Consider the following 13,304-nt stretch of genomic DNA (forward strand, 5'->3'; position numbering starts at 1 on the left):
CGCGGGGGACTACCGGGCGGCCGGCGGGGTCCAGCCGGCGGGGAGGTGCCCGATCCGCACCCGCTGCGGGTGGTCGCCGACGGGCACGCTGACCACCTTCTGGCCCGTGGCGAAGCTGATCGCCGTGACCTGGTCGGCGCCCGACTCGGAGATGACGCAGTCGCGGCCGTCGCCGCTCACCGTCGCCCAGTACGGCTTGCTGGCCGTGACCAGCGGACCCGGGGTTAGGGTGGAACGGTCGACGATCGTGGTGTAGTCGTCCATCGTTCCGGCGACGCAGAGCTTCGCCCCGTCCGGGCTGATCGACATGCCGTGGTGCCGCGAGTCGTTGACCCACTTCGTGCGGTCCTCGGTGGTGTTCGGGTTCTTCGGCAGCGTGGCGACCCGGGTGACCCGGTCGCCGGCCACGTCGTACTCGACGAATCCGTTGAAGAACGACACCTGGAAGTAGAGCCTGCTCTCGTCCGGGGTGAAGACCGCCGGCCGGACGGCGTCGGAGAGGTCGCTGCGGCCGTACGCGTCGAGCCGGGGCCGCATGTCGATCTCCTTCACCTTCGCGAAGGTGCCCGCGTCGGCGATGGTGATCTTGCGGTCGCCCTTGGTCCAGTCCTGCGACGGGGCGTCGAAGGAGCTGTTGACGTCCCCGATGGACATGTTCCAGATGTACCGGCCGCCGCCGGTGAAGATGTTCTCGTGCGGGGTGTCGCCGGTGCCGAACGAGCCGAGCTGCTTGCCGGTGTCGATGTCGAGCACGTGCACCGTGTCCGAGGTGGACGCCGACACCGCGACGCGGGTGCCGTCCGGGGAGACGGCCATGTGGTCGGAGCGGAACCCGGAGACGGGGAACCGCCAGCGCACCGCGCCCGTGCGCAGGTCGATCGAGACGACGTCGGCGAAGCTGGGCCGGGACGCCACCAGCGCGGTGCCGTCCGGCGTGGTGTACATGTCGTCGACGAGCTGGTCGTGCCCCTCGCCGGGGCCCTGCTGGATGCCCAGGTAGAAGGCGAGCTTGATCGGGTTGAGGTAGATCTCCCAGAGCCGCTGCTGCTTGTCGGGCACGACGTTGACCCGGCCGAGGCGGGCGTAGTCGCCCCGGGAGCGGATGACGTCGACGGTGCCCTCCCAGTTGTTGCCGACGAACATCACCTCCTCCAGAGCGGCGGGGCCCACCGGGTCGGCGGGGGCGGCGACGGCCGGGGCCGGCGCGGCGACGGCCACGACGGCGAGGGCGACGGCCCCGTACCGGCGGGCGCGGGGACGGCGGACGGGCGGGGACGACGGTGCTGCTGCGGTCATGGGCTGCTCCTGCCGGTGGGGCGACCGATGGTGGCGTTCCGCGTGCGCTGGTGCGGTGTTACTTTGCGGTAACAGAAGGAAACCAACCGAAGCCGGACTCCCGGTAGGGCACGGGGGCCAAAACCCGGCCGGGTCGTTGTGGACGGGCCACAGTGGCCCGGGCGGAGGGAAGCGGGCCGATGACGATGCCGGAGCGGGCCGGTGCCCTCGGCGCGCTGCTGCGCGACCTGGCGACCGACCGGCGGGTGGTGGACGAGATGGTCGAGGCGGCCCGGGTGCACTCGCCCGAGGTGGCCCGGCTGCCGACGGCCGAGAACCGCCGGCACGTGGCGGCGCTGCTGGCCGCCGGGCTGGCGTCGTTCGAGCGGCTGACGGAGCCCAGCGAGCGGGACTTCGCCGAGGCCCGACGCCTCGGCGCCGACCGGGCGGCGCAGGGCGTCTCGGTCGCCGGCCTGCTGCGCGGGGTGCAGGCCGGCCGGCAGCGCGTGATCGAGATCGCGCTGGACCGGGGGCGGGCCGCCGGGATACCCGACACCGCGCTGCTGGACGCCCTGCTGGAGCTCGGCCGGTACGCCAGCGCGCTGGAACGCGCCCTGGTCGACGGCCACCACACGGCGGAGCTGGAGCTGGCCCGATCCCGCCGCGACGCCCGCAACCGGCTGCTGCGGCGGCTGCTGCTCGACGAGGCGGGCGATGCGTGCCCCGGGGACGCCCTCGGGCCGCGCCCCGACGACCTGGCCGCCTTCGGGCTGCGCCCCGACGGCCGCTACCACTGCGTCGTCACCGAGCTGACCGACCCGGCCCGGATCGCGGCGGTGGAGCGGCAGCTCTGCGGCGGCGGCGCGCTGTTCGGCGCCGTCGACGACCGGCTCGCCGGCCTGTGCGTACGACTGCCGCCCGCCGACCTCGCCGACGCGGCCGGGCTCGTGGTGGCCGCCCCGGCGCGGCCCCTGGCGCAGGCCCCGGCCCTGCACCGGCTCTGCGTGGCCGCCCTGCGCGCCGCGTCCCGGGCCGGGCTGCGTGGCCTGCACCGGGTGGTCGACCTCGCCGGGGAGACCGCGCTGGCCGCCCAGCCGGCCCTGGCCGACCTGGTCAGCGGGGAGCTGCTGGCGGCCCTCGACGCGGCCGACGAGTTCCACCGGCAGCTCGCCTCGACCGCGCTGACCTACCTCGACCACGGCCAGCGGCTGGACCGCACGGCCGAGGCCCTGCACCTGCACCCGAACACGGTGCGCTACCGGCTGCGCCGGCTGCAGGAGCTGACCGGGATGCCGCCGACCCTCGCCGAGCCGGGCGGCCGGTGGCCGGTGCCGCAGACGGTGCGCTGGTGGTGGGCGCTGCGCACCTGGCTCGCCGGCGACCCGCTGGGCGAGGCTGCCGCCGGCCGTCCCGGGGCCGCCCGGTCGCACCGCCCGGCGAGGTGACGCCCCCGGCGTCGGTCAGCCGGGTAGCGGGGCGGGGAAGAGGGCCTCGAAGCGGTCCCGGGTCAGGAACGCCAGCCGCGCCCGCTTGTCCGGCATGTCGATCTCGTCGTCGAACGTGAAGCCGGAGCGCGCCAGCCGCCGCAGCGCCAGCTCGTTGCGCACGTCCGGCTCGACCACGACCCGCTGCCGGGTCGGGTCCCGGAACAGGAACCGCACCAGCGCCTGCCCCAGCGTGCCGGTGAGGTCACGCGGCGGGCGTCGACCGGGGGACAGCAGCAGGTGCATGCCGATGTCGCCGGGCAGCACCGCGTACCGCTCGCCGACCGGGTCGGCCTCCGGCCGGTAGGTCTGGAACAGCCCGACCGGCGCGCCGTCGAGCAGGATCAGGTACGCGTGGTGCGTCGCCAGCCCGTCGACGAAGGCGTAGACCTCGCGGACCTCCTCGACGGTGTAGCCGCCCATGCCCCAGTACACGGCCCGGGGCTGGGTGACCCAGCCGTGCAGCAGCTCGGCGTGGGCCTGCGGGTCGACCTCGACGAGGGACAGCTCGCCGAGGCCGGGCAGGGTCTCCTGGTACGTCACGTGTCCCTCTTCTCGGATTCACGGGTCAGCAGCCGCCAGTCGGTCTCCACCGGGACGAGGTCGCCGGTGGCCCACAGCGGCAACTGGTCGGCGAAGTGCGGGTCGTCGGGGCGGCCCGACGCGCCGAAGGGCACCACCCACCGGCTCGCCGCCCGGTCGGTCAGGTCCCACACGTAGCGGGCGACCGGGCCGCGCCAGCAGGCGTCCGACAGGCCGGGGACGCTGCTGGTGGCGAGCACGCAGTCGCTGTCGCCGGCCAGCGCGACGCGGTCGCGCATCGCCGCCACCGCCGCGTCGACCTCGGGGCAGACCGGCAGGTGGACGGGGTGCAGGGCGTGCCGCTGACCCCAGGTGCCGGGCGGGTCGCCGTGCGCGACCTCCTCCAGGGCGGCGGCGGCCACGGGCCCGACGTCGACGCCGAGGCCGGGCAGCCCCGCCACCACGGCGTCGAGGGCGTGGCCGATCCGCCCGAGGGGGTTCGTCCACGGCCGGAACAGCTCGTCGTACGCGCCCGGGGCGCGCAGCGGGCGCAGCGCCGGGTGCTCGTGCAGCCCCCGGGCGAGGGCCGCCCGCCAGGCGGCGTAGGCGGCGGCGTCGGCGCTGTCGGCGGCCATCCGCCCGTCCCAGTCGGCCAGCCGCTTCCACAGGTCGCGGGCCGGGCCGGTGCGGGCGTCGGGGTCGAGCCGGTCGAGGACGCCGCGCAGCACGCCCGCGTCGAGCTGGGTGTCCATGTGCACGGCCGCCGGCGCGGCGCCCTCGGCGAGCAGGGCGCGGATGCGGCGGGCCCGGTGCGGCGGGGCGAAGTCGCGGCCCAGCGCCGCCACGTCGGGCCGGCGGTCGTTGGCGCAGGCCGTGGGCCCGGTGACCGTCGTGCGGGGCAGTGCCGCGTACCGGCCGCTCCAGCGGTAGCGGGGCTCCCAGGCGGGCACCGGCTCGCGGCGGCACCGCTCGTCGCGCACCGGCACCAGGCCGGCGACGAGCTGGGTGACCGCGCCCGACCGGTCGGCGACGAGCACGCTGTTGACCGGCTCGACCCAGTCCTTGAGCGCGGCGGCGACGTCGTCGACGGTCCGCGACCGCAGCAGCGGCAGCAGCGCGTCGAAGCCGCAGCGCTGCTCGACCCGGCTGGGCGCGCGCAGGCTCAGCGCCTCGCCGGTGTCCCGGTCGTGGTCGACCACCGGCCCCCGGGCCGTCTCGATCACCTCGACGGGGAGGGGCTCGCCGTCGCGTACCACGACGTGTTCGACCCGGCGGCGGGCCGGCGCCCAGCCGTCGGCCTCGCGGACCAGGACCACGTCGCCGTCGCGGCGCAGCCGCTCGCGGTAGACATCCTGGTAGTCGGCCATCGCGTTGGTGACCGCCCAGGCGACGTCGCCGGCGTGGCCGAAGTGGGGCAGGCCCGGCACCCCCGGGAACGCGAAGCCGAGCACGTCGAACTCGGGGCAGGCCAGGCGGACCTGCTGGTAGACGCCGGGCAGTTCGAGGATCCGGTGCGGGTCGCCGGCGACGACCGGGCCGCGGCCGGTGGCCGGGTCGGCCGGCGTCACCCAGGCGTTGCTGCCCGAGCCGCCGGGGGCCTCGACGTCGAACAGGGCGGTGGCCGCCGGCCCGAGCGTGGCGGCGACGTGGGCCCGCCACAGTTTGTTGGGGAACGTCGAGAAGAGCACGTGCTGCACCAGGAAGACGCCGAGCGGCGACCACGGCCGCCACCGGCCGGGGGCGCAGCCGGCCGCCGCGAACTCCGGGGCCGCGGCGGCGCCCTCGGCGAGCCCGTCGTTGACCCCCTGCGCGTACGCGGCGACCCAGCGCCGGGTGGCCGGGTCGAGCCGGGCGTAGCAGCGCCGGGCGGTGTCGTCGAGGCGGGCCCGGCGGGCGAAGCGGTCCCAGCCCACCTCGGCGGGGCCGACGTGCTCGGCGAGCCGCCCCTCGCAGCGCCACCGCTCCACCTCGATCTGCCAGGCCCGGTCGAGCGCGGTGGCCCGGCCCTGGAGGCGGGCGAGGTCGTCCACGGTGTCGGCCCACAGGTGCGGCACGCCCCAGGTGTCGCGGTGGATGCCGGCGGCGCGGACCGGCGGCCCGACGGGCGGCGCGAGCGACGCCGGCGGTGGCGTCGACTCCCGTAACAGCGTCATTTAGGTTACCCTCCCCTAACTTAGGCAGACCTTACTGGAGGGGTGCGTGAAACGGAACTGGGAAGCCCTGGTGCTGCGCGCGATGGGCGGCCGGACCTTCCGGCTCACGGTGCGGGGGACCGAGTCGGTGGGCGGGCGCTACCAGCGGCTCCACGTCGACGACGGCGGCCTGCTCGCCGAGTGCGGCGTCCACCCCACCATGTGGATCCGGCTGTGGTTCGACAACGACGGCCGGCCCCACCAGCGCGCCTACACCCTCGTGGACCCGGACCCGGCGGCCGGGCGGTTCAGCCTGGAGTTCGCCCTGCACGACGGCGTCGCGGCCCGCTGGGCGAGCGCCGCCCGCGTCGGCGACACCATCGAGGCCACCGTGCAGGGCAGCGGGTTCCGCCTGCCCGACCCCGCCCCGCGCCACCTCTACCTGGTCGGCGACGCCGCGTCGCTGCCGGCCGTGAACAGCCTGCTCGACGCCGCCCCCGACGTGCCGGCGACGGTCTGGGTCGAGTACGCCCACGACGACGAGAAGGCGCTGCCGCCCCGGGCCCGCGAGCACCACGAGGTCGTCTGGGTGCCGCGCCGCGACGAGGGCCGGCACCTGGTCGACACCGTCCGCTCGGCGCTGCCCGGCGTCGACGACGCGCACTACTGGGTGGCCTGCGAGGCCGCCAGCACCCGGGACATCACCCGGCACCTGCGCCGTACCCTCGGCGTCGGCCGGCACCAGCTCACCGCGCTGGGCTACTGGAGCGCCCGGTGAGGTCACCGCTGGGCACCCTCACCACCCTCTACGTCACCCAGTACCTCGGCATCGGGTTCATCACCGTCGGCCTGACCGCGATCCTGCGCGACGGCGGCACCTCGCTGGACACCCTCGCCCTGTTGCAGTTCGTCGGCCTGATCTGGCCGATCAAGTTCCTCTGGGCGCCGCTGCTCGACCGGTTCGGCTCCCGCCGCCTGGGCCACTACCGGTCCTGGCTGCTGGCGTTGCAGGGCGGCCTCGTGCTCGCGCTGCTCGCCCTGCTGCCGTACCCCCGGCCCGCCGGGCAGCTCGGGCCCATCGTGGCGATCTGCGCCGCGTACGTGCTGCTGTCGGCCACCCAGGACATCGCCGTCGACGCCGTCGCCGTCCGGGTGCTCGCCGAGCGCGCCCGGGGCGTCGGCAACGGCGTCCAGGTGTCGGCCAGCTACGTGGGCAACCTGCTCGGCGGGGGCGCCTGCGTGGTCGTCTACGACCGGTACGGGTGGGTGCCGGCGATCCTGCTGCTGGCCGGGCTGACCGCCGTCGGGCTGCTGGTGGTGTGGCGCTTCCGGGAGCCCCCGCGCGTCGCCCGTCCCGCCGGCGTCGGGCCGGCGTACCGGGCGCTGTGGTCGGTGCTCGGGCAGCCCGGGTGCCGCTGGTGGACCTTCGGCGTCGTGCCGCTGGTCTACACCGGAGCGGGCGCGGCGTACGCCCTCGTGTCGCCCGCCCTGGTCGACGCGGGCTGGTCGCTGGAGCGGATCGGCGTCGTCACCGGCGTCGTGACCAGCGTGCCGGCCGTCGTGGCGGGGCTGGCCGCCGGCGCGCTGGTCGGCCGGCTCGGCCGCGCCGGGGTTCTCGTCGCCGCCGGGGTGGCCCTGGCGGCGTCCACGGCGGCGCTGCTGCCGCTGCTGACCGGTCGCGCCCCGCTCGCGCCGACGGTGCTGGCGCTGTCGGCCTTCATGGCCGCGTACACGGCCGCGAACGTCGTGCTCTACACCGTCAACATGGACTACTCCCGGCCGGGCAGCGGCGGCACCGACTTCACGGTGCTGTCGTCGTTCGGGCTGGTCTGCTCCTTCGCCGCGGCCTCCGTGGGGCTCGCCGCCGCCGACCGGGTCGGCTACCCGGCCGTCGCGGTCGGCTCGGTCGCGCTGGTCGCGGCCGGCGTCGCCGTGGGCGTGGCGCACCAGCGCCGCCACCCGCGCCCCGCGCCGGCCCCCGCCGCCGGGCCCGCTGCGCCCGTGGCCCCGGCGACCGTGCGGACCGGCCCGTGAGCCTGCCCGCCCCGGCCGCGGAGGTGCCCCCGGCCGCCCCCGCCCGCCCGCTGCGCACCCGGTGGCTGATCCTGGCGGTGCTCTGCCTCGCCCAGGTCACCGTGGTGCTCGACAACACCGTGCTGACCGTGGCGGTGCCCGTGCTCACCGCCGAGCTGGGGGCCAGCACCGCCGACGTGCAGTGGACCATCAACGCGTACGCGCTGGTGCAGTCCGGGCTGCTGATCACCGCCGGCGGCGTCGTCGACCGGTACGGCCGCCGCCGGATGCTGCTCGCCGGCCTCGTCCTGTTCGGACTGGGCTCGCTGCTGGCCGCGCTCGCCGGGTCCACCGGCCAGCTCGTCGCCGCCCGCGCCGGGATGGGCGTCGGCGGGGCCCTGCTGGTCACCTCCACCCTGGCGGTGGCGATGCAGGTCTTCGACGCCGCCGAGCGCCCCCGGGCCATCGGCGTGTGGGCGGCGGCGAGCGCGCTGGGCTTCGCGGCCGGGCCGCCCGTCGGCGGCGCCATCCTCGCCCACTTCCCGTGGGAGGCGATCTTCCTGGTCAACATCCCGATCGTGCTGCTCTGCCTGGCGGCGGGCGCGGTCCTGGTGCCGGAGTCCCGGGACCCGGCCGGCGGGCGGTTCGACGTGGCCGGGGTGGCGCTGTCCACCGCCGGCCTGACCGCGGTGGTGTACGCCATCATCGCGGGCCCGGAGCGGGGCTGGTCCTCCGCCCCGGTGCTCGGCGCGGCCGTCGGCGGCGCGCTGCTGCTCGCCGCCTTCGTCCGGTGGGAGCTGCGGGTCGCCCACCCCATGCTGGACATGGGCCTGTTCCGCAACCGCCGCTTCGTCGGCGCGATCTCCGGGGTCGTCCTGATCACCTTCGGCGCGACCGGCGCGCTGTTCCTGCTCACCCAGCACCTCCAGTTCGTCCGCGGCTACCCCGCCTGGGAGGCCGGGCTGCGGATGGTCCCGTTCGCGCTGTCCATCGTCGTGCTCAACCTCGCCGGGGTGGCCGCGCGGCTGATCCACCGGCTCGGGACGGCCGCCGCCATCGCCGTCGGCATGACGCTGCTCGCCGGCGGCCTCCTGCTGGTCACCCACGCCCCGTCCGACGGCTACGGCGTGCTGCTGGCCGGGCTGCTCACGATGGGCACCGGCTGCGCCCTGGCCAACCCGGCGATCGTGGAGGCGGTGATGAGCGCGATCCCGCCGGAGAAGGCCGGCTCGGGCGCCGGCGTGGACGGCACGATGACGGAGGTCGGCAGCAGCCTCGGCGTGGCCGTGCTGGGGGCGGTGCTCAACGCGCGGTTCGCCGCCCTCCTGCCCGCCGCGCTCGCCGGGGCCGGTTCGTTCCCCGCGGCGCTGGCGGCCGCCGCCACGGACGCCGAGCGCGGCCAGGTCACCGCCGCCTTCCGCGCCGCGTCGGAGACCGGGCAGACCGTCGGGGCCGGCGCGGTCCTCGCCGGCGGGCTGCTCGCCGCGTGGCTGCTGCGCCGCGCCCAGCGGGCCGGCTGAGGCGGGACGCGACGCGGCGACGCCGGGTCTGAAAGCCGCTGGAACCTCTTGCGGAGGAAGCTACGGCGGGCCGGCTGGCGCGTCAACGCCGTCCCAGTTTTCGAGGCACGCCGCGTGTCCCTCCGGTGACCCACCGGAGCGGGCACGCGGCGGCTGGCCTGCTTCTTTCCGGGGAAGTGCGATCGTCCGCGCGGCGGTCATGTTGCCGCTGAGTTTCAAGAATCTTGCCGCAAGGTCTTGCAATCTCTTTCAGGTATGCCGCATCGTTTCGCTACCCGGACGGCCGTCCACACGCGTCAGTGCCTCTTCGACCCCGGAAGAAGGTCCCCCCTGTCATGGAACCCGTAGGGCCACACCCCCGTGGCCGCGCCGGTCGCCTGCTGCTCGCCGCCGCGATCGTCGCGGCCGGCGCGACGCCGGCGATCGTCGTCGCCGCCACCACCACCGCCACCCCCGCCCGCGCCGCCGTCGCCCTCAACGACAGCGAGGTGACGGCGAACCTGTGGGAGTGGAACTGGACCTCCGTCTCCGCCGCCTGCACCAACCACCTCGGCCCCGCCGGCTACGGCGCGGTCCAGGTCGCGCCGCCCCAGGAGTCGGTCAGCCTGCCCACCAGCGCCGACGGCGTGCACCCCTGGTACGAGGTGTACCAGCCGGTGTCGTACAAGCTGGAGAGCCGCTTCGGCACCCGCGCGCAGTTCGCGGCCATGGTCACCGCCTGCCACGACGCCGGCGTGCGGGTCTACGTCGACGCGGTCGTCAACCACATGGCCGGCGCGAACAACCCGGAGTCCGTCGTCGGCTACGCCGGCACCGACTTCTCCGGCCCCGGCTACAGCTTCCCCGCGGTGCCCTACGGCACCGGCGACTTCCACCGGCCGGGCGACAACTGCCCGACCAACGGCACCATCACCGACTGGAACAACGAGGCCCAGGTCACCAGCTGCGAGCTGCTGTCCCTGACGGACCTGTACACCGAGAAGGACAGCGTCCGCACCAAGATCGCCGCCTTCCTCAACGACCTGATCGGCCTCGGCGTTGACGGGTTCCGGGTGGACGCCGTCAAGCACGTCAAGAAGGAGGACTTCGCGGCGATCCTCGGCAAGCTCAACAACACCGTCGCCGAGAACAAGCGCCCGTACGTCGCCCAGGAGATCTTCGACGGCGCGAGCAACGACGCCCTCAAGGCGCGGGCCTTCACCGGCAACGGCGACGTGCTCGACTTCGCGTACGCGAAGGGCCTGAAGTCGGCCTTCCAGGGCTCGATCTCCACGCTCGCCAACGTCGGCAGCTGGAACCTCGACGCGCCCAGCGCCAACGTCTTCGCCATGGTCACCAACCACGACCTGGAGCGCGACGGGGTCGTGCTGTCCTACAAGAACGGCAGCGACTACACCCTGGCCAACTACTTCGCCCTGGCCTACCCGCACGGCAAGCCGTCGGTCTACGACAGCTTCTCCTGGTCCGACCGCAACCAGTCCCCGCCTGCCGACGGCAACGGCTACGTCACCGACACCGTCTGCGGCAGCTCCTGGAACTGCCTGACCCAGTCCACCGGCATCAAGGGCATGGTCGGCTGGGCCAACGCCGCGCGGTCGGTCAGGACCGTCTCGGACTTCACGGCGGTGAACAGCAACGTCATCGGCTTCCACCGCGGCGACCGCGCCTGGATCGGCATCAACGACTCCGGCAGCGCCGCCACCGCCACGTTCGCCACCGGCCTCGCCGACGGCCGCTACTGCGACGTCGTCTCCGGCCCCGCCACCGCGTCCGGCTGCGCCGGCGCCACGGTGACCGTCTCCGGCGGCCGGGCGTCGGTGACGATCCCCGCCAACAACGCGGTCGCGATCCACGTGAACGCCCGCCCCGGCGCGACCCCGTCGCCGACGGCCAGCCCCACGGTGTCCCCGACCGCGTCGCCGACGGCCACCCCGACCAGCAACCCGACCGACAGGATCGCCACGACCTTCACCGTCGGCGCGACCCCGGCCGCCGGCCAGGACCTCTACGTCGTCGGCAGCCTCGCCGAGCTGGGCTCGTGGGCCCCGGCCGGCGCCGTCAAGCTGACCGCGCAGGGCGGCGGCAGCTACCGGGCCGTGGTCGACCTGCCCCGGTCCACGGCGGTGGAGTACAAGTTCATCAAGAAGACCGCCGCCGGCGTGGTCACCTGGGAGTCCGGGGCGAACCGCGCGTTCACCACCCCCGCCAGCGGCACCTACGCGGTCACCGAGACCTTCCGCGGCGACACCGTCACGAGCGGGCAGGTCGCCACCTCGTTCCACGCCACCGTCACGACCAGCTACGGCCAGAACGTCTACGTCGTCGGCAACGTCGCGGCCCTCGGCGGGTGGAACCCGGCCAACGCCGTGGCGCTCTCCCCGGCCGACTACCCGGTCTGGCGGGCGACGGTCGACCTGCCCCCGAACACCGCCGTCGAGTACAAGTACGTGAAGAAGAACCCCGACGGCACCGTCACCTGGGAGTCCGGGGGCAACCGCACCTTCACCACCCCGGCCGGCGGCGTCCGGACCAACACCGACACCTGGAGGTAGCCGCCGCGCCACGCGGCGACGCGGGCGGCCGGCCCCGACACCGACGGGGGCCGGCCGCCCGTCCGCGTGCGCACCCGGACGTCGCGGGTGGACGGGGCGGCGGGTGCGCCCGGCGATGTGCTGGTTAAGCTACCCTTACGTGACTGTCCGTCACGGTGTCGGTCCACCGAGGAGTCCCATGACGACCGCAACGACCACCTGCCGGCGACGCGTCGAGGGGTTCGGCGAGGTGCTCATCCGCCCCGTCGAGCCGGCCCGCGACGTCGACGTGATCCACGACTGGGTCACCCGGGAGCGGTCGCGGTTCTGGGGCATGCGCGAGGCCAGCCGCGAGCGGGTGCGCGAGATCTACGAGTACCTCGACTCGCTCGCCACCCACCACGCCTACCTGGTGCACCGCGACGGCCGGCCGGCGGCGCTGTTCCAGACCTACGAGCCGGCGGCCGACCCGGTCGGGGAGTGCTACGACGTGCGCCCCGGCGACTTCGGCGTCCACCTGCTGATCGGTCCGCCCGACGGCGGCGTCGAGCCCGGCTTCACCGGAGCCCTCCTCGACGCGTTCCTCGCCTTCGTGCTGGCCGACCCGGCCCGGCTGCGCATCGTCGCCGAGCCGGACGCGCGCAACGACCGGGCGCTCGCCCGGCTGGTCCGTGCCGGGTTCGTGCCCGGGCCCCAGATCGACCTGCCGGAGAAGCGGGCCCAGCTGCTCTTCCTGGACCGGTCGGTCTTCCTCGACCGGGTGGCCGCCCAAGGCTGATCCGGTCGCCGGGTCGCCCGGTGGGGGGACGACGCCCCACCCCCGCGCGCGCCCGTGTAAGGGTAGGCTAACCTGACCGGTGTCCGATGATCGACGCCGGGTGCCGTGGGACGGAACCCGCCCACGTCCGAGAGGCGCCATGACCCAGACCCTGCCCATCGCGCCGTGGCGGCTGTTCGACGTCGAGGTCCGCGCCGTGCGGCGGCTCAGCCCGTCGTTCGTCCGCGTCACCTTCACCGGCGTCGACCTCGACCGCTTCGCCGACAACGGCTACGACCAGCGGATCAAGCTGGCGCTGCCGTTGCCCGGGCGGGCCGAGGTCGACCTGCCCGGGGGCCCCGACTGGTACGTCCGCTACCGGGCCCTGCCCGAGCACCTGCGCAACCCGGTCCGCACGTACACCGTCCGGGCGGCCCGCCCGCACCTGGCGGAGGTGGACGTCGACCTCGTCCTGCACGGCGACGGCGGCCCCGCGACCCGGTGGGCCCGCCGGGTGTGCCCCGGCGACCGGGCGGCCCTGCTCGGCCCCGACGCCGGCTTCGACGGCGAGCACGGCGGCATCGAGTTCCGGCCGCCGCCGGCGGGCCGGCTGCTGCTGGCCGGCGACGAGACCGCCGTGCCGGCGATCACCGCCATCCTGGAGCGGCTCCCGGCCGACGCCCGGGGGCGGGCGCTGCTGGAGGTGCCCGAGCCCGCCGACGCGCTCGGCGTCGCCGCGCCGCCCGGCGTGCGGGTCGCCTGGCTGCCCCGGGCCGGTGGGCGGCACGGCAGCCGCCTCGTGCCCGCCGTCGCGGCGGCGGCCGGCGAGCTCTGCGGCCCCACGCCGGCTGCCGGCCCGGTCACCGACGTCGACGTGGACCGGGAACTCCTCTGGGAGGTGCCGGTCCCGGCGGCGCCGGTGCCGCTGTACGCGTGGCTCGCAGGGGAGGCCGGCGTCATCCGGACGCTGCGCCGGCACCTGGTGGCCGAGCGGGGGCTGGACCGGCGGGCGGTGGCGTTCATGGGGTACTGGCGGCTGGGCCGGGCCGACCCCGCCTGAGCCGCCGCCG

10 protein-coding genes are annotated in these 13,304 nt (G+C 75.5%); 7 read left to right on the plus strand and 3 right to left on the minus strand.

The genetic code is table 11. The features are described from left to right. Positions 1-9: 9 nt before the first annotated feature. Entirely contained in the window at positions 10-1,296 is a 1,287-nt protein-coding gene (locus O7628_RS27855) for a YncE family protein (RefSeq protein ID WP_278135097.1), read from the minus strand. Between the two features lie 179 nt (positions 1,297-1,475). On the opposite strand from O7628_RS27855, the gene O7628_RS27860 reads away from it, so the two are divergent. Continuing rightward, entirely contained in the window at positions 1,476-2,720 is a 1,245-nt protein-coding gene (locus O7628_RS27860; RefSeq protein WP_278135099.1) for a PucR family transcriptional regulator, read from the plus strand. Positions 2,721-2,735: 15 nt separating this feature from the next. Here O7628_RS27860 and O7628_RS27865 read toward each other — a convergent pair whose 3' ends face one another. Further along, positions 2,736-3,302, minus strand: a complete 567-nt coding sequence (locus O7628_RS27865) for a GNAT family N-acetyltransferase (protein ID WP_278135102.1) — start codon at positions 3,300-3,302, stop codon at positions 2,736-2,738. Continuing rightward, on the minus strand, positions 3,299-5,434 hold the full coding sequence (locus O7628_RS27870) for a penicillin acylase family protein (RefSeq protein ID WP_278135104.1): 2,136 nt from the start codon (positions 5,432-5,434) through the stop codon (positions 3,299-3,301). Before O7628_RS27870 ends, O7628_RS27865 begins: the two co-directional genes overlap by 4 nt. Before the next feature lie 46 nt (positions 5,435-5,480). On the opposite strand from O7628_RS27870, the gene O7628_RS27875 reads away from it, so the two are divergent. The 6 genes from O7628_RS27875 to O7628_RS27900 all read left to right on the plus strand — a co-directional run bounded on the left by O7628_RS27875 (position 5,481) and on the right by O7628_RS27900 (position 13,294). After that, positions 5,481-6,191 carry a siderophore-interacting protein gene (locus O7628_RS27875; protein ID WP_074476473.1) on the plus strand — a complete coding sequence of 237 codons (711 nt, stop codon included), beginning with the start codon at positions 5,481-5,483 and terminating at the stop codon, positions 6,189-6,191. Beyond that, positions 6,188-7,447 (plus strand): MFS transporter, encoded by a 1,260-nt coding sequence (locus O7628_RS27880; RefSeq protein ID WP_278135107.1) that lies wholly within the window; start codon positions 6,188-6,190, stop codon positions 7,445-7,447. Before O7628_RS27875 ends, O7628_RS27880 begins: the two co-directional genes overlap by 4 nt. Before the next feature lie 2 nt (positions 7,448-7,449). Then, positions 7,450-8,946, plus strand: coding sequence for an MFS transporter (locus O7628_RS27885; RefSeq protein WP_347405248.1), 1,497 nt, complete (start codon positions 7,450-7,452; stop codon positions 8,944-8,946). A 335-nt stretch (positions 8,947-9,281) separates the two neighbouring features. Continuing rightward, the gene (locus O7628_RS27890) at positions 9,282-11,498 is read left to right on the plus strand and encodes a carbohydrate-binding module family 20 domain-containing protein (protein WP_278135108.1); all 2,217 of its coding nucleotides are present in this window, start codon (positions 9,282-9,284) and stop codon (positions 11,496-11,498) included. A gap of 178 nt (positions 11,499-11,676) precedes the next feature. Further along, the gene (locus O7628_RS27895) at positions 11,677-12,255 is read left to right on the plus strand and encodes a GNAT family N-acetyltransferase (protein WP_278135109.1); all 579 of its coding nucleotides are present in this window, start codon (positions 11,677-11,679) and stop codon (positions 12,253-12,255) included. Between the two features lie 139 nt (positions 12,256-12,394). Next, on the plus strand, positions 12,395-13,294 hold the full coding sequence (locus O7628_RS27900; RefSeq protein ID WP_278135111.1) for a siderophore-interacting protein: 900 nt from the start codon (positions 12,395-12,397) through the stop codon (positions 13,292-13,294). Positions 13,295-13,304 lie beyond the last annotated feature (10 nt).

Origin of the sequence: Micromonospora sp. WMMD956, from assembly GCF_029626125.1 — a bacterium.
GTDB lineage: Bacteria > Actinomycetota > Actinomycetes > Mycobacteriales > Micromonosporaceae > Micromonospora > Micromonospora carbonacea.

Bases quoted from the DNA above. Each gene is read 5' to 3' on its own strand.
- O7628_RS27855 (WP_278135097.1), bottom strand. From the start codon at position 1,296: ATGACCGCAGCAGCACCGTCGTCCCCGCCCGTCCGCCGTCCCCGCGCC.
- O7628_RS27860 (WP_278135099.1), top strand. From the start codon at position 1,476: ATGACGATGCCGGAGCGGGCCGGTGCCCTCGGCGCGCTGCTGCGCGAC.
- O7628_RS27870 (WP_278135104.1), bottom strand. From the start codon at position 5,434: ATGACGCTGTTACGGGAGTCGACGCCACCGCCGGCGTCGCTCGCGCCG.
- O7628_RS27890 (WP_278135108.1), top strand. From the start codon at position 9,282: ATGGAACCCGTAGGGCCACACCCCCGTGGCCGCGCCGGTCGCCTGCTG.
- O7628_RS27895 (WP_278135109.1), top strand. From the start codon at position 11,677: ATGACGACCGCAACGACCACCTGCCGGCGACGCGTCGAGGGGTTCGGC.
- O7628_RS27900 (WP_278135111.1), top strand. From the start codon at position 12,395: ATGACCCAGACCCTGCCCATCGCGCCGTGGCGGCTGTTCGACGTCGAG.